Source organism: Pseudomonas sp. IT-P294 (genome assembly GCF_949767865.1).
Taxonomy (GTDB): domain Bacteria; phylum Pseudomonadota; class Gammaproteobacteria; order Pseudomonadales; family Pseudomonadaceae; genus Aquipseudomonas.
The window spans coordinates 1250043-1272844 of the sequence record NZ_CATKQW010000011.1 but is presented as its reverse complement, the minus strand read 5'-3'; the positions used below and the strand labels follow the sequence as shown (position 1 = coordinate 1272844).

Sequence of the window (22802 nt, the reverse complement as noted above, 5' to 3'; positions counted from 1 at the left end):
CTGAATAAGGTGGCCTGGAGCTGTGTTGGCTTTCAGGCGTCTTGATAGTCGGCTATCGATGGACAGGCGCAGATCAGGTTGCGGTCGCCGAAGACGTTGTCGACCCGGCCTACGGGCGGCCAGTATTTGGCGTCGATCAAGGTGTCGAGTGGGTAAACGGCCTGCTCACGGCTGTACGGATGCGTCCACTCGCCTACGATTTCCGCAGCGGTGTGCGGCGCGTTTTTCAGCGGGTTGTCGTCCTTGTCCAGGGTGCCGTTTTCCACGGCGCGGATTTCTTCGCGGATGCGGATCATGGCGTCGCAGAAGCGGTCCAGTTCTTCCTTGGATTCGCTTTCGGTCGGCTCGATCATCAGCGTGCCGGCGACCGGGAACGACATGGTCGGAGCGTGGAAGCCGAAGTCGATCAGGCGCTTGGCGACGTCATCGACGCTGATGCCGCTGCTGTCTTTCAGCGGACGCAGGTCGAGAATGCATTCGTGCGCCACCAGGCCGTTGCTGCCGGTGTACAGCACTGGGTAGTGCTCTTCGAGGCGACGGGAAATGTAGTTGGCATTGAGGATCGCCAGTTGCGAAGCACGCTTGAGACCCGCGCCACCCATCATCCGAATGTACATCCAGGTGATTGGCAGAATGCTCGCGCTGCCGAACGGTGCCGCGCAGACCGCGCCTTCCTTGCGTTCCATGGTGCCGTGACCCGGCAGGAACGGCGTCAGGTGCGACTTCACGCCAATCGGGCCAACACCCGGGCCGCCACCGCCGTGCGGAATGCAGAAGGTCTTGTGCAGGTTCAGGTGCGACACGTCGCCGCCGAACTTGCCCGGCGCACACAGGCCGACCATCGCGTTCATGTTGGCGCCATCGATGTACACCTGGCCGCCGTGGTCATGAATGATGCCGCAGATTTCGCGGATGCCTTCTTCGAACACGCCGTGCGTCGACGGATAGGTGATCATCAATGCCGCGAGATGCTCGCGGTGCTCGATGGCCTTGGCGCGCAGGTCTTCGATGTCGACGTTGCCGCGGGCGTCGCACGCGGTGACGACTACGCGCATACCGGCCATGTTGGCGGTGGCCGGGTTGGTGCCGTGGGCCGAAGACGGGATCAGGCAGATGTCGCGACGGTCTTCGCCACGGCTCTGGTGGTAAGCACGGATCGCCAGCAGGCCGGCATATTCACCTTGAGAACCGGCGTTCGGTTGCAGCGAGATCGCGTCGTAACCGGTGGCGGCGCAGAGCATCGCTTCCAGCTCGTCGGTCAGTTGCTGGTAGCCGGCGCTTTGCTCGGCCGGGGCGAATGGGTGCAGGGCACCGAATTCAGCCCAGGTCACCGGGATCATTTCGCTGGCGGCGTTGAGTTTCATGGTGCACGAACCCAGCGGGATCATGGTGCGATCCAGCGCCAGGTCCTTGTCGGCGAGCTTGCGCAGGTAGCGCATCAGCTCGGTTTCCGAGTGATAACGGTTGAACACCGGGTGGCTGAGGATCGGCGATTGGCGCACCAGCGCAGCCGGAATAGTGCTTTGAACGCTTGTGGCCAATGCCGCGAAGTCCGGTAGCGCTTTGCCGTCGGCCAGCAGGGCCCACAGGGTTTCCACGTCGGCTTGCGAGGTGGTTTCGTCGAGGGACAGGCCCAGACGCTCGGCATCGACCACGCGCAGGTTGATCTGCTGGGTGCGAGCCTTGTCGTGCAGCTTGGCGGTGTTGGCGCCAGTGTTCAGAGTCAGCGTGTCGAAGAAGCTTTCCTGCTCGACGTTCAGGCCGATGGCTTTCAGGCCTTGGGCCAGAATCGCGGTCAGGTGATGCACGCGATTGGCGATCTGCGTCAGGCCTTTCGGGCCGTGGTACACGGCGTACATGCTGGCGATGTTGGCCAACAGCACCTGGGCGGTGCAGATGTTCGACGTGGCTTTCTCGCGGCGGATGTGTTGCTCGCGGGTCTGCATCGCCAGGCGCAGGGCCGGCTTGCCGAAACGGTCCACGGAAACGCCGACCAGACGGCCCGGCATGTCGCGCTTGAACGCATCCTTGGTGGAGAAGTACGCGGCGTGCGGGCCACCGAAGCCCAGCGGCACGCCGAAGCGTTGTGCACTGCCGATGGCCACGTCGGCGCCGAACTCACCCGGCGGCGTGAGCACGGTCAGGGCCAGCAGGTCCGCCGCGACGGCGACCAGCGCGTTGGCGGCGTGGAAGCGTTCGGTCAGTTCGCGGTAATCGAAGACGTCACCGTTGCTCGCCGGGTATTGCAGCAGCGCGCCGAAGAATGGCGTCACGTCGGCCAGTTCACGCTCGTCACCGACCACCACGTCGATGCCCAGTGGCTCAGCACGGGTGCGCAGCACGTCGAGGGTCTGCGGGTGGCAATGCACGGAAGCGAAGAAGGCGTGGCTGCCCTTGTTCTTGCTCAGGCGTTTGCAGAAGGTCATCGCTTCAGCGGCGGCGGTGGCTTCGTCGAGCAAGGATGCGTTGGCGATCGGCAGGCCGGTCAGGTCGCTGATCAGGGTCTGGAAGTTCAGCAGCGCTTCGAGACGGCCCTGGGAAATTTCTGGCTGGTACGGGGTGTAGGCGGTGTACCAGGCCGGATTTTCCAGCAGGTTGCGCAGGATCGGCGACGGCGTGTGCGTGCCGTAGTAGCCCTGGCCGATGAAGGTCTTGAACAGCTGGTTTTTGCCGGCGATGGACTTGATCAAGGCCAGGGCATCGGCTTCGCTCAGGCCGTCTTCGAGGCCGAGGACGCTGGTGCCTTTGATGCTGTCGGGGATGACGCTGGCGCTCAGGGCTTCCAGGGAGTCGAAGCCGAGGCTGTTGAGCATGGCTTGCTCGTCACCGGCGCGTGGGCCGATGTGACGGGCGATGAATTCGTTACGGGTGTCGAGGAGGAGGGTCATACGGAAGTCCTCACGCGTCGTCGTGGGTCAGGCGCTCGTAAGCGGCCTGGTCGAGGAGGGTGTCCAAAGCCCCCACGTCGCTGGGGCGCATACGGAAAAACCAGCCTTCACCCAGGGCGTCTTCGTTGATCAATTCGGGGGAGCTTTCCAGCGTCGAATTGACCTCGACCACTTCACCGTCCAACGGCATGTACACGCTGCTCGCGGCTTTCACCGATTCCAGCACGGCCACTTCATCGCCGGCACCGAAGGTGCGCAATTCGGGCACCTGAACGAACACCACATCCCCCAGGGCCTGTTGGGCATAAGCGGTGATACCCACGGTGATCAGGCCATCGTGCTCAAGACGCAGCCATTCGTGATCGACGGTAAAACGCAATTCGCTCATATCAACTCCTCATTGTTCAGACTCATCCGCTACTGATGGCGGATAGCGATGGACAGGCTCGTGCCGGGGCAGCGAGCGTGGCTTGAGGGTTGATAGCAAGGGTGGTGCCAATCTTGTTTTATCTATTTAAATCAATAGCTTGGTATGAATCCGGGTGATTCGAGGCAATGGGTTTGTATTGAAATCAATACAGGCAGTCGTGGAGGAGGGGGTGAACCCCGGGCCAGACAGGTTGCAAGGGTTTTGTCTTGATTTCGATACACTGTATCGATTGATAGACACGCAGTCCCTGTGGGAGCGAGCCTGCTCGCGATGAGGGCGTGGCAGGCGAAATTTACGTTGAATGACACACCGCAATCGCGAGCAGGCTCACTCCCACAGGGGCAAGTGTCAGGCGAGGGATTGTGTTGTGGTTAAGCGATCAGGTCTTGCAGGGAATGCCGTACTTGCGCAGTCGAATGGCAATCGCGCTGTGTGAAGTCTGCAGGCGGGCAGCCAGCAAACGGCTGGAGGGATAACTTTGGTAAAGCTGCCCCAACAGGTTCTTTTCAAACCCTTCGATGGCCTGCTCCAGACTACCGACCTCGCCATCGTTCTGGCGCTCCATGGCGGTTCTGGCGATGTCCAGGTCGTCGATGTCCACCAGCGGATTTTCGCAAATCGCGGCAGCACGAAAGATCACGTTTTGCAGTTGCCGCACATTGCCCGGCCAGCGGTTGCCCAGCAGCGCCGCGAAGGCCCCGGGGGCCAGTCGACAGACCGGGCGCTGGATCTGCGCGCAGGCCTGCTGCATGAAGTGATTGGCCATCAACAGGATGTCGTGGCCGCGTTCACGCAGCGGCGGTACTTGCAGGTTCAGTACGTTGAGGCGGTAGAACAGGTCCTCACGAAAGCTGCCTTCGCTGACCATTTTTTCCAGGTCACGGTGGGTCGCGCTGAGCACCCGTACATTGACCCGGACCTCACGATCCCCACCGACTCGCCGGAAGCAGCCATCACTGAGGAAGCGCAGTAACTTGGCTTGCAAGTAGGGCGACATCTCGCCGACTTCATCGAGGAACACCGTGCCCTGGTCCGCCAGTTCCAGCAAGCCGAGTTTGCCGCCCCGTTGCGCGCCGGTGAAAGCGCCGGCGGCATAGCCGAACAGCTCGCTTTCGGCCAGGCTTTCCGGCAGTGCCGCGCAGTTCAGCGCAAGAAAGGGGGCGTCACGCCGCGTGCTGATGGCGTGGCAGGCGCGGGCCACCAGCTCTTTGCCGGTGCCGGTTTCGCCCTGAATCAACAAAGGCGCATCGAGCGTTGCCACGCGTTGGGCACGGGCCTTGAGGGTGCGGATCGCCGGCGATTCACCGAGCAGCGCATCAAAGCCTTCGGCATGGTCGTGGTGCAGTGCGGAGAGGCGTTCACCAATGCGGTTCGGTTGATACAAGGTCAGCAGGGCGCCTGCGTCGGTAATCGGCATGGCGTCCAACAGCAACGTTCGGCCACCCAGGCTGACCTCATGCATGGGCAGACGGAAACCGTGCTCGATCAGGGTGTTTTGCAAGGCAGGATCATCAAACAGCGCCGTCAGCGGTTCACCGGCCGGCTCCCGTCCGCACAGTGCAATCAGCGCCGGATTGGCCAGCAGCACATGGCCCCGTGTATCCACCGCCAGCACAGGATCGACGCTGGCCGCGAGCAAGGCATCCAGTTGCAGGCGTCGGCGTTGCCCCGGGAGGATGTCGACCATCGTCACCGCTTGCACGCCCTTCACATCAAGCAAGGCGCCGCGCAATTCTTCCAGGACATCGGCACCGAGCGTCGGGGCGTCGATGTAGACATTCGGCGGCACCATTTCGACGGCGTCCAGATTGAAACTGCGCCCACCGAGCAGGGCCAGCACTTCCTGGGTGATGCCGACGCGGTCGATGAAAGTGACATGGATGCGCATGGGTGACCTGCAAGGTGGTGGATGAAAATGAGTATGACCGGCCTGTGCCGAGTCTGTCAGGTGTTGCCGACGCTGCGCGAACACGCGGCCAAATCCTCAAGAAACGCCTGGAGGATCGGCGGCGGTGCAGTGCCTCGGCGAGTGATCACGTCGAACGGTGACATCAGTTGCAGGCTGGTGGGGGCCAGTTGGTGCATCTCGCCGGTCTTGATCCACTGGGCAGCGAAGTGCATCGGCAGAAATCCCAGGTAGGCGCCGGAGATCAACAGAATCGCCAGCGCTTCGATGTTGTCCACGGTGGCCGCGGCCTTGCTCACGCCCAGGTGTTCCAGGTCGTATTGCTGCATGTAGCCCCGGACGACGATCCGGCTTGCGGCAATTTCTTCGAGCAGTTCATCACCCTCGGCCTTGCTGCCATACAACGGGTGCCGTCGCCCGCAATACAACCCCAGGGCCTCTTGATACAGCGGCGAGTGCAACAGGCCCGGCACGTAGATCGGGAAGTGCCCGATGGCCAGGTGCAGTCGGCCGTCGAGTACGCGTTCTTCCAGTTCCGCCGGGGTGCCGACGTACACGTTCAGGTGCACGTCATGCCCCCTCGACACGAAGCGCTGGGTGGTGCGCGGCAGCGGTGAATCGGGATCGGTGATGGTGGTGTCGATGATCCCCAGATTCAGCTTGCCGCTGATGTGCTGTTTGAGCACGTCGGCATCCATGCAGAAGTTTTCTACCGCCGACAGCAGGCGTTGAGTCGCCTCATGAATCGCCACGCCTTGCTCGGTCAGGCGAAAGCCGCTGCGCCCGCGTTGGCAGAGTTTGACCCCAAGCCTTGTTTCCAGGTGGGTCATCTGTTCGCTGATGGTCGACTGGCCGGCATTCAACGCCGCCTGGGCTGCGGAAAACCCTCCGCACCTGACAATCGTGGCAAACACCCTGAGCAGTTTCAGATCGACATCGTGCAGCTGGATCACCTTGAACCTCCCGCGTGTGGATGCATCGGTAATGCCGATATGAGTATCTGATGTTTAGCATTTTTTCCACGAAAACCTGCGCCCATAGTCATTCCAACAGCAGTCGCCTTCCACGACTGCTTGCTGATAACAAGAATTGGAGATGCCTGAAATGTCGAAGAACGGTTATGAATCCGGTCGCCTGAACCTGCCTTTCGTGGGCCACTGCACCTTTGCCAAATCCCCGGTGTGCACCGATTGGGATGCGCTCGACGCCGACGTCGCGATCCTCGGCGCACCGAACGACATGGGCACCCAGTGGCGCTCCGGCGCACGTTTTGGACCACGCGGCATTCGCGAGGCATCGACCCTGTTTTCGTTCGGCCATGCCGGCGCTTATGACCACGAAGATGACGTCATGTACCTGACCGCCTCGGACGTGCGCATGGTCGACGTCGGTGATGCCGACATCGTGCACACCGACATGGTCACCAGTAACGAGAATACCGAGTACGCCGTGCGCAAGATTCTCGATGCCGGTGTCATGCCCGTGGTGCTGGGGGGCGACCACTCGATTCACGCCCCGGTGATCAAGGCCTTCGAGGGCCGCGGCCCGATTCACATCATCCACTTCGATGCGCATCTGGATTTCGTCGACGAACGCCACGGCGTCCGCTACGGCCATGGCAACCCACTGCGCCGCGCCTCCGAAATGAACCACATTGTCGGCATGACCCAGATGGGCATCCGCAACGTGTCTTCGTCCAATCGCGATGACTACGAAGCGGCTCACGCGGCCGGCTCGAAAATTCTCTCGGTGCGCGATGTGCGCCGTCTCGGCGTGGACGGTGTCTTGGCGTTGATCCCGCAGAACATCAACTACTACATCACCATCGACATCGACGGTTTCGACCCGTCCATCGCTCCCGGCACGGGCACGCCCAGCCATGGCGGCTTCCTCTACTACGAAGTGCTGGAAATCATTCAGGCCCTGGCCAAACGCAGCCAAGGAAACATCGTCGGGATGGATCTGGTGGAGGTCGCACCGGTTTATGACCCTACCGGCATGACCTCGATTCTGGCGGCGCAACTGCTGCTCAACAGCATTGGTTTCATCTTCCACGAACGGGCTCAGGCGCGACACGTCATGAGCGAAACCACCACGGCCTCGGCGTGACCAGACCGCCTGACAGAGAGAACAAAAATGGACGCGATCGTTAAACAGTATTTGCAGAAATTCGGTGTATCCGAAGCCACCCAGACGTTCCTGAGCAAAGTGCAGAAGATGTTCATCGGCGGTGCCTTCGTCGAAGCCAGTGACGGGCAGACGTCCGATGTCATCGAGCCTTCAACCGAGGGCCTGATCACTCGGATTCCGATGGGCACGACAGAGGATCTGGATCGCGCCGTGCAAGCCGCCCGCGCCCAGTTTGACGGCGGTGCCTGGCGTCAGGCCAAACCGGCGGAACGCGAGCGGATGATGCAGCGCCTGGCCGACCTGATTGAACTCAACGCCGCTGAATTGGCGGAAATCGAATCGATCGACATGGGCAAGTCCGCAGCGTTCGCCAAGGATGTTGACATCCAGGGCACAGTCGACACCCTGCGCTATTTCGCCGGCTGGGCGACCAAGCTTCACGGGCGCACCGTCGAGCCCTCGCTGCCGGGCAATTACCTGGCCTATACACGCAAGGAAGCGGTAGGGGTGGTCGGCGCCATCGTGCCGTGGAACTTCCCGCTGCAAACCATGGCCTGGAAGCTGGGTGCCGCCCTGGCCACCGGTTGCACCGTGGTGGTCAAACCGGCCGAACTGACTTCGCTGTCGGCCTTGCGCTTTGCCGAACTGGTGAAGGAAGCCGGCATCCCGGACGGGGTGATCAACATCGTCACCGGGCGCGGTAGCGTGGTCGGTGCCGCGATGGCCACACACCCTGGCATCGACAAACTGACCTTCACCGGTTCTACACCGGTCGGTCGCACCGTCGGGCGCGCCGCGCTGGACGAAATGAAGCGACTCACTCTCGAACTCGGAGGAAAATCACCGGTAATCGTATTGGCCGATGCCGATCTGAAAGCCGCCGCCCAAGCCATCGCCAACGGCGTGTTTTTCAACTCGGGCCAAGTGTGTGACGCCGGCACACGCGCCTATATTCATAGCAGCGTCTACGACGAGTTCCTGCGCGAGTTGATCGCCTACACACGGACGTTGAAGATTGCGCCGGGCCTGGATCCCGACTGCTTTATCAGCCCGTTGGTCTCGGCGTTGCAAAAGGCGCGAGTGACCGATTACATCGAAACCGGCAAGCAAGAGGGCGCCCAGTTGGTCTATGGCGGCCAGCCTGTCGAGGGCCCTGGCTTCTTCGTCGAACCGACGATTTTTGCCCATTGCCGCAACGACATGCGCATCGTCCAGGAAGAGATCTTCGGCCCGGTGCTGGTGACCGCACCGTTCGACGATGAAGAAGAGGCGCTGGCCCTGGCCAATGACTCACCCTACGGCCTGGCGGCCGCGCTGTATTCCAATGACCTTGGAAAGGTGCACAGCCTGATCCCGCAACTGAAAGCAGGTTCGGTCTACGTCAACGCCCACGGCACCCTCGACCCGTCGATGCCGTTCGGTGGCTACAAACAGTCCGGTTTCGGCAAGGACCTGGGTGCGGAGCAGCTCGATTACCTGCTCGAAACCAAAGCGGTCTGGATCACGCTCCCCTGAGTCATGGCTGACTCAACCCCTGTGGGAGCGCGCTCCCACAGGTGCGTCGTTTACTCAAAAGAATGCAGTTATCTCGTCATGATCTTCCAAAAATAAGAGTACATCATGAACATTGACGCCAAAGCCGCCCCAAGCATGTCGCTCCTCGACGACAAACCTATCGTCGAAGCGCATTCGATCGACTTCATACCGGAGGATGAGCGCACCGACAAACTGTCGAGCCAGGGCCCGTTCTGGTTCCTCGGCAATTTCACGTTCTTCACCATGACCATCGGCTTCGTCGGTCCAAGCGTCGGCCTGACCGCGCTCTGGACCACGCTCGCCGGCACGCTGGGCATTATGTTCGGCACGCTGTTCATGGCTTTTCATGGCTCGCAAGGCCCGCACCTTGGCCTGCCGCAAATGATCCAGTCTCGTGCGCAGTTTGGTTACCGGGGTGTGATTCTGGTGTTGCTGGCGACATTGTTCGTGTTCGCCGGTTTCAACATCGTCAACCTGGTGTTGATGATGCAGGGCCTGCACACGCTTTTCGGCTTCAACCCCGTTGTGGTGGCGGTGGCCGTGACAGTGCCGGCGGCAATACTGGCAATCCTCGGTCATGACTGGATGCACCGCAGCTTCAAATGGGCGTTGTTTCTGTCGCTCCCTCTGTATGGCCTTGTGACGTTGGCGGTGTTGATGGGCTGGGTGCCTGACGCCTTGGCGCCGGTGCTCGCAACCGGTGAAGTGGCGCCAGCGCCGCTGGGCTTCAACTGGACGGGTTTCATTGCCCAGTTCGCGGCGGCAGCCAGTTACAACATCGCATACGCCCCGTACGTGTCCGACTATTCGCGTTACCTGCCGAAGAACACCTCCAGCGGAAAACTGATCGCCGTGGTGTTTCTCGGCGCCTCGTTGTCCGGTGCGTGGATGATTTCCGTGGGTGGCTGGCTGGCCGATCACCTGCACTCCACTGATGTGCTGGTAGCCCTTGGGCAAGTCGGCAACACGGTTTCGCCACTGATGGGCACCGCCGTGGTGGTCGTCACGATCCTGGCCTTCTTGCCGGTGATCGCGATGAACATCTACAGCGCGAAACTGACCACCCTGACCTGCGTCGATTCGATCAAGCACATCAAGCCGACCCGCAAGGCGCGGATCCTGGCCATCTGCTTCGTGATCCTGCTGCAACTGGGGGTCGCCCTGAGTATCCAGAGTTCGGGCAAAGGCTTGTCGGTGCTGGGCATCTACCTGGTCGTGATGCTGTACTTCCTGGTGCCTTGGACTTCGGTCAACCTGACCGACTACTTTTTCGTCCGCAAGGGCCGCTACGCCATCCCGCACTTCTTCATGCCCCACGGCAATATCTACGGCAGCTGGGGCCTGCGCGGCATCGCGGCGTATGCCATCGGCTTCATTTCGATGATTCCGTTCTTCTACATCTATGACGGCGTCGAGCAGCGTGAGGTGTATGTCGGCCCACTCGCCAAGGCGCTCGGCAGCATCGACATCGCCTGGCTCGTCGGTCTGATCGTGTCGGGGCTGGTGTACTACTGGTTCAGCCGCTCGATTGACCTCAAGCGCGAAGAAGCGGTGATCCAGCACATCGAAATAACCTGCCCGCAATACACCACCGGTGACACTTTGACCAAACCGTCGTTGCCCGTTTTCAACGAATCGGCGGTCCGGAGATAATCATGGCTACGCAAAAGTACGACTACATCATCATCGGCGCAGGCTCCGCAGGTTGTGTGTTGGCCAACCGCCTGAGCGAAGACCCGGCCACCTCGGTCCTGGTCCTGGAATTCGGTGGCAGCGATCGCAGTGTGGTGATCCAGATGCCGAGTGCATTCTCGATTCCGATGAACACCAAAAAGTACAACTGGCGCTACGAAACCGAGCCCGAACCTTACCTCAACGGGCGTCGCATCCATTGTCCACGGGGCAAGGTGCTGGGTGGCTCATCGTCAATCAATGGCCTGGTCTACATCCGTGGCCACGCCTATGACTTTGATGAATGGGAGTCTCTTGGCGCACAGGGTTGGGGCTACCGCAATTGCCTGCCGTACTTCAAACGCGCTGAGCACTACGAGGAGGGCGGTGACGGGTATCGCGGCGGCACCGGCCCGTTGCACACCACCAACGGCAATCACATGAAAAATCCGTTGTACGGGGCCTGGGTCGAAGCCGGCGCCGAAGCGGGTTATATCAAGACCGAGGACTGCAACGGCTACATGCAGGAAGGTTTTGGTGCCATGCACATGACGGTGAAAAATGGTGTGCGTTGTTCAACGGCCAACGCGTACCTGCGGCCAGCCATGGGTCGACCTAACCTGACTGTGATCACCCACGCGATGACCCGTCAGATCATCCTCGAAGGCAAGCGCGCGGTGGGCATCAGTTATGACCACGATGGCCAGACCCATCAGGTCTACTGCAACCGGGAAGTCTTGATATCGTCCGGTCCCATCGGCTCGCCGCACTTGCTGCAACGCTCCGGTATCGGCCCGGCGGACGTCTTGCGCAAAGCCGGGATCGAGGTGCGCCATGACCTGCCGGGCGTCGGCGAGAACCTGCAGGATCACGCCGAGGTGTACATCCAGTTTGGCTGCAAGGAACCGGTGACGCTCAACAGCAAAATGGACCCTCTGAGCAAGCTGATGATTGGTTTGCGTTGGCTGTTGTTCAAGGATGGACTCGGCGCGACCAACCATTTCGAGGCCGGTGGTTTCATCCGCTCGGACAAAGGCCTGCGCTGGCCGGACATTCAGTTCCACTTCCTGCCAGCGGCCATGCGCTATGACGGCAACAAGCCGATCAAGGGCCATGGTTTCATGGTGCTGACCGGGCCGAACAAACCGAAGAGTCGTGGTTACGTCCGGGCGCGCTCCGCTGATCCTTACGAACATCCTCAGATCCAATTCAACTACCTGCAACGCGAAGAGGATCGCGAGGGTTTCCGCCGCTGCATTCGCCTGACCCGGGAGATCATCGGCCAGCCGGCGATGGATCGCTTCCGCGATGGCGAGATTGCGCCTGGGCCGTCGGTGAACACCGATGAAGAGATCGACGCCTTCGTCCGCGAGAACCTCGAAAGTACGTACCACCCTTGCGGTTCGTGCCGCATGGGCGAGGACGACATGGCGGTGGTGGATTCCGAATTGCGTGTGCGTGGCATCGCGGGATTGCGGGTGATCGATTCGTCGGTGTTCCCGACCGAGCCGAACGGCAACCTCAATGCACCGACCATCATGCTCGCCGAGCGGGCCTCCGATCTGGTTCGCGGGCGCAACATGCTGCCTGCCTCGGACGCACCGGTCGGTCTTGTCCAGGATTGGGAAACCCGCCAGCGGTCATCGTTGCCCGGACGTAACGTCCGGGTCTGATGCAATCGGGTGTTCGCCCTCAGGTCGATCAGCATCGGCCTGGGGGCGAAGTTTGAAACGGCAGACGTTGCCGCCCCGGACCATGCATTCGGTGTGATCAACGTCTCCACCGCCCAACGCCCCGATCAAGGCCAGATCCAGCTCGCAAACCACCGGATGCGCCGCGGCCAGGCGGTGGAAGACGCAGTTGTGGGCGACGATTTCCGGGGCGTCCGAAGCACGAAAGAACACCTCGGCTTCGTAGCCCGCCTGGTTCATGTGTTGCACGATCCGCGCTTCATCAACAACCTGATGCTCACGGTCCAGGGCCAGTTTGCGGCCCATGTTGCGCATCAGCGTCTTCAGCGCGTCGGGGCCGATGATGTCGGCCACTTCGTCGATCAGCACGCTGGCGAGCATCTGGTATTGGCGCGGGAACTGCTCCTTTCCATGCTCGGTGAGCCGATACAACTGCTCGGGACGCCGACCCGTCGGCCGGGTTTCGCCGCGCAGCACCAGGCCGTCACGCTCCAGCGCCGCCAGATGTTGGCGAATCGCGGTGCGTGTGACCGCCAGTTGGTCAGCCAACTCATCAATGCTCATGCCTCCGGCATGGTGCAGCAACGCATTGAGCAAGTCCTGCTGTGTTCGGCCCAATCCTTCAAGCATGGTGTGCCCTCGCGCGAGATCAGAACTTGTCCGGGAACTGCTTGACCACTGCGGCCGTCAGCGCGTCCGCCAGAGCAAGCACGTGGCTGCGCATCATCTGCCAGGTGTTCGCTTCGCCGGCATAATCGTGTGCGGCGAGTTGATCGACTTGGGTCACATGATGGCCACCGTGAGCGGCCAGCATCGTCACCAGCGTCGCTTCAGGCAGGTTCGGATTGGCCTTGGCCAGGAATGCCGCGATGGCCTTGGCGTTGCTGGTCAGGTCAGTGACGGCGGCTTGTTTGCCTTTGGTGTCTTTGGCGACGGTGGCGTCGCTGTAGTGTTTCACCGCGCCCCAGTGACCGGCAAGCAGCTTGAGCAGCTGGTCGGCGGCGGGCTGTCCATAAAGCGGAGCGAGGCTGTTGGCGATTTTTGTGGCGTTGTCGACGACTTGGTCAGCCGCGACCTTGGCTTGCTGTTTGTCAGCGGCCTGGTTGGCGATCGCGTAATTCCTGATCCAGAAAACATGCTCGACCCAAAGGTCGCGCATCGACAGTCGTGTGCTGAGCGCAGCGCTATCGGCTGCCGGAGGTGAGGCGGGGGGAGTCTGGCTCCAGGCAGGTTGTGCGCAGAAAGCCAACAGCAATAAAGCCAAGGTCTTGATAGTCATGACGGCACCCTCTGGTCGTGGGATTGTTCGACAATATCAATTAAAGCATACAAATATGTTTTTATTGGGCGTGCAGAAGAGACGCAGATAAACGGTGCTGCCGTTTATCGACTGCGTTGCCAGACCTTGACGTAATCGACGCTGAAAGTGGAGGGCAGGTCTGCATCGTCGACCACGCCGAACCAACTCCACATAGCCTCACTGTCGAAGACAATCTGCATCGGGAAGAAGAAGTGGGTGTTCTTCGACTCCCGCACCAGCACGCCATCGACGTACCAGCGCAAGGTGTCGGGCTGCCAGTCGAATCCGTAGACATGAAAGGCGCTCGCCAGACGCCAGGGCGCGACCCAGGTGCTGCCGTTGGCGATATGTTCGGTACTTTGCGGCGTAGCCCACAAGTGGGCGTTCATGTTGTACAGACGGTCGAAGGCGGCGTTTTTGGTCTTGCCGCCGATTTCGAAGATGTCGATTTCGGTGGCGTTGTCGGTCATGCCCGTCCACGCCAGCCAGAAGGCGCTGGAGCCTGCCGAGTTCATCGGTTTGGCGCGGGCTTCGTAGTAGCCATATAAACCGCGCTCATTGGTGCGGACCATTGCAGAGGTGTAGTCCTTGAAACCCAGCTGGACGTATTTCTGCGGCAAGGTTTCCTTGCGAAAGACGATGTTCAGGTGGCCGTTTTCGACGCTGGCATTGTCCGGCTTGAACAGCGCCGGTTTGCGTCCCAGCGATTCGTTGCCGATGGCATTGTTGACGTGCCAGCGCGCGGGATCGAGGGTTGTGCCGTTGAAGTTGTCAGACAGCTTGGTATCGAGCGTCCATTGGCCGGTATTGCTCTGATCGGACAGTGGCAGGTTGGCGTCGGTCTGGCTCGGTAATGGGCCCAGTGGTCCGACCCGGGTCCAGGTGTCGGCTTGTTGCGGGACAGCAACGGACCACTTGTTTGCCAGGTATTGAAAGGCTTGCTGGCGCTGCGCAAGAGAGGCAAACGGCCGGTCGTAGACGAGCACTTCGGCAATGTCGCCGCGAAAGTTGTCGGCGGTGCCGATGGCGTTGCGCCCGACGGCATACGGGCCAATCGGCACATCGTAAAGCTCCAGGACGGAAATGGTCGGCGCATACGCGGTGTCCTGTTCCAGGCTGATGGCGAAATTCGGCAACACGTTATCGTTGCTGTCGGTGTGTGGCCGAGAGCTGAACAGCCGTTGCCAGGGACCGACGTTGGCCTGTTCGGGCGGCCGAAGCGACACGATCAACACCGTGACCGGCCCTTTTTCACGGCGGATGGTTTTGCCAAGAAACGCCGAAGCGCCACTGAACCGCACCACTGGGTGGCCGTTCAGGGCGTTCGCCACCCGCTGCGGTCCCTTGGCGGAATCGTCCGCCGTGGCGTCATTGACCAGGCCGGACTTGTCGCGCCAGAGCTGCACACGGTTCTGCCCGTCGACCGTCATGCTCGATGCGTCGGCCGCGTCGAGCCACAGCACCAGCCCGGTCGCCGGTGGTCGGGAGGGCAGTGGCGCGGCAGTGCAGGCCAGCGCACACCACAACAGCCCCAGCAGCAGACCGGCCCTGACCCCCTGCATTATTTCACCGTCATCAAGGACGGTATGACACAAGGCGACCGATACCCCTGCGGATTGCGTGACTGCCAGCGCCAGGTATCGACAATCATCTGTTCCAGGTCGCGTTGTGCCGTCCAGCCCAGTTCACGTCCCGCCTTGCGGGGATCGGCCCAGCATTTGGCGATATCACCGACGCGACGCGGGGCGAAACGGTAGGGGATGCTGATGCCGGTAATGTCTTCGAAACTGTGGATGATCTGCAACACGCTATAGCCAACGCCGGTCCCGAGATTCCAGGCGTTGACGCCGCCTTTTTCGTGCAACACCTGCAGCGCCTTGAGGTGGCCGTGGGCAAGGTCGACCACATGAATGTAATCGCGCACACAGGTCCCATCCACCGTGGGATAGTCGCAGCCGTACACCGTGAGCTCGGGAATCCGTCCAATCGCCACTTGCGTCAGGCACGGCAACAAGTTGTTCGGGCGGCCGCTGGGGTCTTCGCCGATCATCCCGCTTTCATGGGCGCCGATCGGATTGAAGTAGCGCAGCAGGCCAATGCTCCAGCGCGGATCGGCGTAGCACAGGTCGGTGAGCAATTCCTCGATCATGAGCTTGGTGCGGCCATAGGGATTGACCGGTTTTCCGGTGCCGATGTCTTCCGGGATCGGGGTTTTTACGGGGTCGCCATACACCGTCGCCGAGGAGCTGAACACCAGGTTGAACACCTCATGCCTGGCCATCGCCCGGCACAGATTCAACGTGCCGGCGACATTGTTGGCGTAGTAGTCCAGCGGCTTGCGAATGCTTTCCTCGACGGATTTGAGGCTCGCAAAATGCACCACGGCATCAATGTCGTAGCGGCTGAAAATCTTGTCGAGCAAGATCGAGTCGCCAATATCGCCATTGATGAAATCGACGCGGGTATGGGTCAACAGTTCAAGGCGGGCAATGCACTCTCGACAGCTGTTGCACAGGTTGTCGAGCACCAGCACGCGGTGCCCGGCGTTGATGAGTGCGACGGCTGTATGGGAGCCGATATAGCCGGCCCCGCCAGTGATCAGCGTAGTTTTGCGCATGGTGAGGTGTTCCTGTCTCGGGACTGAATTCAGTGTGCGGTGAAGACCGTTTTGAATTCTTGCGGCCAGCGCGGGTGCAACACGCTATAGGCCACGGCATAGGTCAGGGCGCCAATGCCGATGTTGCAGATCAGGTGCAGATAGCCTTGGAAACTCCATTGCCCGGAGACCCAGACCACGGTCGCGGCCATGACCAGCGAGGCAATCACGCTGCGGTAGTTGGAGTCGAAGAAGCGCCGCCAGCCGTAACCGATGGCCGCGTTCAACCCTCGAATTTGCAGCGGTGTGATGAGCAGCATTCGCGCCAGCAGTGCCAGCGCGGCGGCCATGCCGCCATAGAGGGTGCCGAAGCTGTAGACCAGCGCCAGCGCCAGAACCGTGGTGGCGACTTCGGCCTTGATCGTGAGGTGGCTGCGATTGACCGCTACCAGCGCAGTGGTGGCGAACATCGCGGTATTGCCGATGGCCGCGGTGCAGGCCAGCACTTGCAGCATTGGAATGGCCTCGGTCCACTTGGTGCCGAAGATCAACAGGATGAGGTCGCTGGCCGTGAGCGCGATACCGATGAACAGCGGGGTCAACAGAAAGCCACTGACCGCCGTCGAGTCGCCGATGATCCCCAACAGCCGCGACGGCTCGCTGCTGCGCCGGGCGAACACCGGCAGCGCATAGCTCATCAAGCCGTTATAGATCGCGCTACGCGGCAGATCGATGATCCGCATCGCCATGTTGAACATGCCCACGGCATGGGCACCAGCGGTCATGCCAAGCACCACATTGACCCCGCGCTGCAACGCTTGCGAACTCAGCGCGTTGATCGCCACCGGGAAGCCGGATTTGAGCAGGTCGCGCAGCACCGCACCGTCAATGTGAAAAGCGATTCGGCGCCGGTCGCCGAGCATCAACACAATGATGGAAACCAGTTCCATGAGCAGTGCCTGGGCAATCACGGCCCACGCTCCCAGGCCCCAAAGCGCGACCGCAATACCGCCGGCACCGCCCAACACCTTGCCCAACAACGTGCGCGACGCCAGCATTTTGAAGTTGCTGCTGCGGCGCATCTGCGCCACGTAGACCCTCGCCATCATGGTGAACAGGATTTTCACCGAGGCCACCGCCACCATCCAGCGCAGTACCGGGGAGGGTGAATACACGATCGCCGCGAGCGAGATCATGACGATCGACACCAGGCTCGCCAGCACCGCTGCCCAGAACGCCGTGGAAATGTGTTTGTCTTCCAGGCGTTCAAGCCGTACCAGCGGGTCTTCCAGCACCGAGGAGTAGATCATGCCGATCAACTCGACACTCGCGATGATCACGGTGCCCACCCCCAGCTCTTCCGGTGACAGTAGCCGGGCGTAGACAACGAAGGTGATCATGGACAGGACAATCAGGCCGAATTTCTCGGTGAAGATCCAGATCAATGTCACCAGACGATGATTGGCCATGGTTGAACCGCGGAAGATAGAGGGATGCCGACTCAGGAAGTCCTGCCAAACGTTTTTGCCAGGGCGTAGAGGTAACGCAGGATCGGTTTGCCGTTGAAGAAAAACATCGCCTTCCAGGAATGCTCCAGCATCCGCTGGAACACCTGGATGACCTGCACGTGTTCGCCGCGTCGGGAGAATGCGTTGAGGAAATCGGCGTGATTGGCCAGCACGAAATGGATGCGTTGTTGCTCGCTCAGCCGGTCGCCGTAACGGTCAAGGTACAGCTCGATGAATTTGACTTTGTGCGGATAGTACTTTTGAGGTTGTGCGGTAATGTTGCCGCTGTTGACGCCACGCCGATGCAGGATCTGCGGCACAGTGTGGATCTCCCAATGTTCAGCGATCCGGGTCCACAGCAAGCGATCTTCGGCATAGCGCAGGGACTGGTCGAAGCCGCCGAGGGCCGTCACCACGTCGCGTACCACCAGCACGCCGGATGTGCCGTTGATCACGTTTTCGTGGATGAAATCGGCAAAATGATGACCCGCTTTGCAGCGGTCTTCCAACTGACGTGTGCCGTCACTGAATTCGCTCATCTGGTAACAATCGATGAGCCCGACCTTATGCCCGTCGCGCGTCAGCTGTGCGTAAAGCGCCAGTTGCTTTTCCAGTTTTTGTGGATGCCATTGGTCATCGGCATCGAGAAAGGCAATAAAGGTTTCCCGGGCACTGAACACGCCTTTATTGCGCGCACTGGCCGGCCCCTCGTTGGCCTGGCGCAGCAGGGTCAAGGGAAAGGGCGCGATGTAGCGCTCGACGATCTGCGGCCCTTCATCACTGGAGCCATCGTCGATGACGATGACCTGATCGGGCATGCGTGTTTGTTCTTTCAGGGAGTCGAGCGTCTGTCTGATGCTACCGGCGGCGTTGTACATCGGGATGACTACGCACACCGAGCCTGGGGCGCAGGCGGCTTCGTTCAGCATGGGTGTTTCTCCTTGCGAAAGCTCTGGGCTGCTGCGCCGGGAGACACGCGCTCAGCGCGAGGGGCGGACGTGACCGCCGCAAAAGGGCGCTGCACAGCGTGATGTTTGAAGGACAGCGCCAGCGTGCAAAACACCAGAAACTCGGCGGAGCGATAGTTGGGGATGACGTAGGCCACGTAATTGGTGACGACGAACAAGCCGATGATCACCAGCGCGCTGGCGCGATACTGAGCGGACTGGTTGGCGGTCACGGCCCGGTACTGCTTGAACAGCGCCTCGGCCAGCAACAGTGTCAACGCGGTCAATTGAATGATGCCGCCATTGAGCAGGGTTTCTACATAACCGCTGTGAGCGTTGCCGATGTAGCCCCAGCGGGTAATGAATTCATCGGCATCGATACTGGACCAGAACGCGCCGAAGCCGTAGCCCTTGAGGAAATGATTGTCGACAAAGGGGCCGAGCAGTTCCCAGATCATGGTGCGATCGGTGAGTGACGGGTCGCGTCCGGCCAGTTCCAGCAACACCGCGGAGTAGTGGTAGAGAAACAGGCACACCGACAGGTAGAGCAGGGTGCAACCGAGGAACGCCAGCCTGGAGCGATGGACGCGCAAACGGATCAACGCCAGGAAGTAGCCATAGCTGACCGTCCCGGCAATGATCAGCACCACCCCGGTGGCCGATTGGGCCAGCACAATGGCGATAAACGAAAAGAACGAGCAGAACAGGGCCCAGCGATTGCGCTGGCGAATCATCGGCAGCAATAGCAGGATGGCGACCGCGTTGAGCCGCGCGCCGGCGTTTTTTTCCGTGAATATCCCCTTGAACGCGCCGTCGCGGATGCCACCGGAAATAAACGCCGCACTGGGCATGACCAATGCCAGTATCAAACCGATCAAGGCCGCCACGCCGATGGCGCAGCCCAGCATGAAGGTGATTTTTTCGAGGCTGTAGTTGTAGGCGATGAACCCGGCAAAAAACACCACGCTGAGCATCGCGATGAATCGCTTGAGACTCAGCATCGGGTCCTGGGACCAGCCGATCGATGCGATGACGCTAAGCAAGAACATCAGCAGAAAGAAGTTGCTGCGGTAAAAGGTCTTGCTGAGGAACACCTTGTTGCGGATGAAAAAGAACAACGGCACCAATAGCGTGATGAGGCCGCACACCTGGTTGACAACGTTACCTTCGAGGTCTTTATCGAAGTCGTCGAGGCTGGAGCCCCTGCCCAGCCCGAGAACAAAGGTAATCATCTGGATGTAGAACAGCACGCCGAACAAGGTGAAGGCGTCGCGCAATGTGGAATATCTGATCTCAAGTGTGTTCATGGCGATGGCCTGCGCAGCAACGCGGCGAGGTAGGTTTCTACCGCGCTGGCATTCATGAAGCGCGCAGCGGCATCGATGCGCGATTGACGTTGCAGATCCCGTGGTATCGACAGTTGCAGGTCAATGGCCCGCGCCAGCGCGATCGGGTCGTCGACGGGCACGAGCGGGGCGACCAGGCCTCCAATAAGAATGTCTTGCGGGCCATGGGGGCAGCGGGTCGACACCACCGGCGTGCCGGTGGACAACGCTTCGACCAGCACGTTGGGACTGCCCTCGAAACGCGACGACAGCACAAAGCAACTGGCCGCGGCCACTTCTGCCATGGGATCGGGGGTATAACCCGGCAGGTCGACACGATCAGCCACGTCCAGCTGGCGCGCCTGTTCAAGCAACCTGTCCCTGAGCGCGCCTTCGCCAAAAATGATCAGGCGCACATTGGGGTCCGGCAATGCCGCCAAGGCAGCGATCAAGGTATCGAAGCCTTTTTGCGGGGCCAGTCGTCCCACGGCGACCAGCACCGGGCCGGATTTTTCCAGTAGCCAGGGGTGACTGGGCGGCCCCGGCAGCTTGTCGCGAAAGTCATCGTCCAGGACCGGATTGTCGGCAATGGTCACGTCCTGGCGTCGTGCGATGGTGGTGTTGACCAGATCCTGGGCGACGCCTCGCGAGACGCAGATCACCGGGTTGGGAATCAGCCGGTAGAGCAGCGGCGCTACCCGGTACGCCAGCCGCACCATGAAGTCGGGGTTGACGTGCTTGTCATGGGAAAAGGCGTTGCGCTCGCTGACGTGCAGCCGTGCCAGCGTCCCTGACAGCCAGGCCGCGACGATGGCCACCACGTTGACGTGGGTGAGGGCCGCCAGTTGTGCGTCGAAGCGATTGGCGAGCAGAAATCGCGTGAGGGCCGGCACTGCGCGCGCGGTGCGCGGGCTGCGCAATTCAACTTTTTTTACCCGGGGATCAAGGTGCGTCGCATGCAGGCCTCCCCCGGTGAGCATCAGCAATGTCACGTCATTGCCCGCGTCCACCAGGGCACTGGCGAGGCGCGCCATCATTTTTTCGGCCCCGCCCGCACTCAAGTCATGCAGGATAATCAGCAACTTTTTCATTGATTCCATACCTGGTAATAAGCCTGCGCGGCGTGCCGGCTGGTGTAAGGATGGAGGGCGTCATCGAGCATTTTTGCGCTTGGCACAACGCAACCTCGTGACGTCAGGCTTTGCAGCATTCCATTCGCCAGCGCCGGTACGTCGTTGACGCTGACCAGTTGCCCGAGTCGGCCGTTGTCCAGCAACTCCCGGGGCCCGGTCTCGCAGTCGCAGGCCAGTACGGGCGTGCCCAGTGCCAGGGCCTCGATCAGTGCGGTCGGCATGCCTTCCTGCACGGAACTGAGGATGAACAATCGCGCGTGCCGCAGCAGCGGATAGGGGTTTGCCAGGAAACCCGTGAAATGCACGCGATGGGCAATCCCCAGTTGGCGGGCCTGGATGGTCAGCGCGTCGAGCAACGGACCATCGCCGGCAATCACCAGATCCGGCAGTGTGTCGCTGCGCAACGCCAGGGCGTAGGCATCGAGCAACAGGTCAAAACCTTTGGGTTCCACCAGACGGCCCAGGCTCAACCAGTAATCGTTGGGCAGGCCGGCCAGCGGCGGCGCATGCGAGGCCTGGAGCAGTTGATCGGTGACCACGGCATTGGGGCAATAACGGATTCGCTGCTGACCCCAGGGGAGCAAATCGACCATCGACTGGCGCAGGGCGCTGGAGACCGTTACCACCTTGCCGCCGCCGCACAGGTACAACGCATAGAGCAGACGCAGGCTTGAGGGACCGGTTTTCTGTTCCGTGCAATCGAGTGCCGCGTGGCGGCTATAGATCACTTTGCAGGGGCTGCCCAATGTGGCGAACCAGGTGCAGAGATTGGCTTGCTCCTTGGCGGAAATCACATGCGTGACCCCCGCACGACGAATCAGCCGGCGCACCCGGATGATCGACCTGAGCAGACCACCGCCGCCACTGTTGTGACGGTGAACCCCCTCGGTGTCCGGCGTGTCGCCGTTCATGACGAAAAAGCTCACGCGCTGGCCGTCCTTGAGAAACTGCTCGGACAGCCGCTGCTGAACGCGCTCGACGCCGCCACCCGCCTTGAAATCCTTGAGAATGAACAGGATGTGCATGGTCATTCCCCAACGCTGATAGCGACTTTGCGCTGAAGGATCATCGCCAGCAGCTGCAGAAAATTGCCGGGATAGTCGACGAGGTAGCGTTTGATCGTATGGGGCTCGCGATACATGCGATAAAACGCGCGCAGGTGCAGGCGATTGATCACGGCTGGGTAATAGTTACGCGTGGCCAACGCTTCCTGGCGAATGAAGCCGCCGCAGGAAAAGGCGACCCCCCTGAAACCGGCACGCAACGCCTCCTGCTCGAACTGTTCTTGCAGCCCGGCTCCCAGGCCAACGATCAGGATGTTCGCCTGGCTACGGCAGATGTCGGCCCGAATGCCTTCGGCCTGATCCGGGTTGAAGTAGCCATGGTGATAACCGGCGATGGCCAGTCCGGGGTAGAGCAGCTTGATCTTGCCGATGAACAGTTCCAGTTCAGCTTGCCGGGCACCGACGAAGTACACGCGCTTGCCCTGTTGCTCGGCGCTGCCCAGGACGCGGTCGGCAATCGACGTGAAGTCGAAGCTGACCCGGCCCACTGTCCTGCCCGTCACGCGGGACATGAACGTCGACATCAGCATGCCGTCGCAAAAAAACGCGACGGTGCTGGGGGGCTGTTCGAACAAACTGCCGATGGAGGCAAAGTTAATGAAGGAATAGGCCTGGTTGGCGTCCAGTAACTTCGGTGAGTAATGCCTGACTATTTGCAGCCTGATCATGGAGCGACT

Annotated in this window: 18 protein-coding genes; 4 read left to right on the top strand and 14 right to left on the bottom strand. The window is 60.9% G+C overall.

What is annotated here, in order from left to right:
* Positions 1–32 precede the first annotated feature (32 nt).
* The 4 genes from gcvP to ACM6I0_RS13070 all read right to left on the bottom strand — a co-directional run bounded on the left by gcvP (position 33) and on the right by ACM6I0_RS13070 (position 6177).
* A complete protein-coding gene (gene gcvP / locus ACM6I0_RS13085; RefSeq protein ID WP_414922477.1) occupies positions 33–2888 on the bottom strand; it encodes an aminomethyl-transferring glycine dehydrogenase in 2856 nt (951 codons plus the stop codon).
* Between the two features lie 10 nt (positions 2889–2898).
* A complete protein-coding gene (gcvH, locus tag ACM6I0_RS13080) occupies positions 2899–3276 on the bottom strand; it encodes a glycine cleavage system protein GcvH (protein WP_285431060.1) in 378 nt (125 codons plus the stop codon).
* Positions 3277–3697: 421 nt separating this feature from the next.
* Entirely contained in the window at positions 3698–5206 is a 1509-nt protein-coding gene (locus ACM6I0_RS13075; RefSeq protein ID WP_285431061.1) for a sigma-54-dependent transcriptional regulator, read from the bottom strand.
* A 56-nt stretch (positions 5207–5262) separates the two neighbouring features.
* Positions 5263–6177 carry a LysR family transcriptional regulator gene (locus ACM6I0_RS13070; protein ID WP_285431062.1) on the bottom strand — a complete coding sequence of 305 codons (915 nt, stop codon included), beginning with the start codon at positions 6175–6177 and terminating at the stop codon, positions 5263–5265.
* Between the two features lie 151 nt (positions 6178–6328).
* Between ACM6I0_RS13070 and speB the strand changes: the two genes are divergently transcribed.
* From speB to betA, 4 genes are all read left to right on the top strand, one after another.
* Positions 6329–7333, top strand: coding sequence for an agmatinase (gene speB, locus ACM6I0_RS13065; RefSeq protein WP_285431322.1), 1005 nt, complete (start codon positions 6329–6331; stop codon positions 7331–7333).
* Positions 7334–7360: 27 nt separating this feature from the next.
* Positions 7361–8869, top strand: coding sequence for an aldehyde dehydrogenase family protein (locus ACM6I0_RS13060; RefSeq protein WP_414922476.1), 1509 nt, complete (start codon positions 7361–7363; stop codon positions 8867–8869).
* Positions 8870–8974: 105 nt separating this feature from the next.
* Positions 8975–10543 carry a purine-cytosine permease family protein gene (locus tag ACM6I0_RS13055; RefSeq protein WP_414922475.1) on the top strand — a complete coding sequence of 523 codons (1569 nt, stop codon included), beginning with the start codon at positions 8975–8977 and terminating at the stop codon, positions 10541–10543.
* A gap of 2 nt (positions 10544–10545) precedes the next feature.
* Positions 10546–12234 (top strand): choline dehydrogenase, encoded by a 1689-nt coding sequence (betA, locus tag ACM6I0_RS13050; RefSeq protein ID WP_414922474.1) that lies wholly within the window; start codon positions 10546–10548, stop codon positions 12232–12234.
* Here the strand turns inward: betA and ACM6I0_RS13045 are convergent.
* The 10 genes from ACM6I0_RS13045 to ACM6I0_RS13000 all read right to left on the bottom strand — a co-directional run bounded on the left by ACM6I0_RS13045 (position 12202) and on the right by ACM6I0_RS13000 (position 22793).
* Positions 12202–12882, bottom strand: a complete 681-nt coding sequence (locus ACM6I0_RS13045; protein WP_414922473.1) for a helix-turn-helix transcriptional regulator — start codon at positions 12880–12882, stop codon at positions 12202–12204. The genes betA and ACM6I0_RS13045 overlap by 33 nt on opposite strands.
* 19 nt (positions 12883–12901) lie before the next feature.
* A complete protein-coding gene (locus ACM6I0_RS13040; RefSeq protein WP_414922472.1) occupies positions 12902–13531 on the bottom strand; it encodes a hypothetical protein in 630 nt (209 codons plus the stop codon).
* Between the two features lie 104 nt (positions 13532–13635).
* Positions 13636–15114 (bottom strand): family 16 glycosylhydrolase, encoded by a 1479-nt coding sequence (locus ACM6I0_RS13035; RefSeq protein WP_414922471.1) that lies wholly within the window; start codon positions 15112–15114, stop codon positions 13636–13638.
* Positions 15114–16169, bottom strand: coding sequence for a UDP-glucose 4-epimerase GalE (galE, locus tag ACM6I0_RS13030; RefSeq protein ID WP_285431071.1), 1056 nt, complete (start codon positions 16167–16169; stop codon positions 15114–15116). Before galE ends, ACM6I0_RS13035 begins: the two co-directional genes overlap by 1 nt.
* 29 nt (positions 16170–16198) lie before the next feature.
* Positions 16199–17617, bottom strand: coding sequence for an oligosaccharide flippase family protein (locus ACM6I0_RS13025; RefSeq protein WP_414922470.1), 1419 nt, complete (start codon positions 17615–17617; stop codon positions 16199–16201).
* 32 nt (positions 17618–17649) lie between these two features.
* The gene (locus ACM6I0_RS13020) at positions 17650–18585 is read right to left on the bottom strand and encodes a glycosyltransferase family 2 protein (protein WP_414922469.1); all 936 of its coding nucleotides are present in this window, start codon (positions 18583–18585) and stop codon (positions 17650–17652) included.
* Positions 18579–19910, bottom strand: a complete 1332-nt coding sequence (locus ACM6I0_RS13015; protein ID WP_414922468.1) for an O-antigen ligase family protein — start codon at positions 19908–19910, stop codon at positions 18579–18581. Before ACM6I0_RS13015 ends, ACM6I0_RS13020 begins: the two co-directional genes overlap by 7 nt.
* Positions 19907–21019, bottom strand: coding sequence for a glycosyltransferase (locus ACM6I0_RS13010; RefSeq protein WP_414922467.1), 1113 nt, complete (start codon positions 21017–21019; stop codon positions 19907–19909). Before ACM6I0_RS13010 ends, ACM6I0_RS13015 begins: the two co-directional genes overlap by 4 nt.
* On the bottom strand, positions 21016–22086 hold the full coding sequence (locus ACM6I0_RS13005) for a glycosyltransferase (protein WP_414922466.1): 1071 nt from the start codon (positions 22084–22086) through the stop codon (positions 21016–21018). The genes ACM6I0_RS13010 and ACM6I0_RS13005 overlap by 4 nt, the downstream gene beginning before the upstream one ends.
* Positions 22087–22088: 2 nt before the next feature.
* Positions 22089–22793 (bottom strand): WecB/TagA/CpsF family glycosyltransferase, encoded by a 705-nt coding sequence (locus tag ACM6I0_RS13000; protein ID WP_414922465.1) that lies wholly within the window; start codon positions 22791–22793, stop codon positions 22089–22091.
* Positions 22794–22802: the final 9 nt, after the last annotated feature.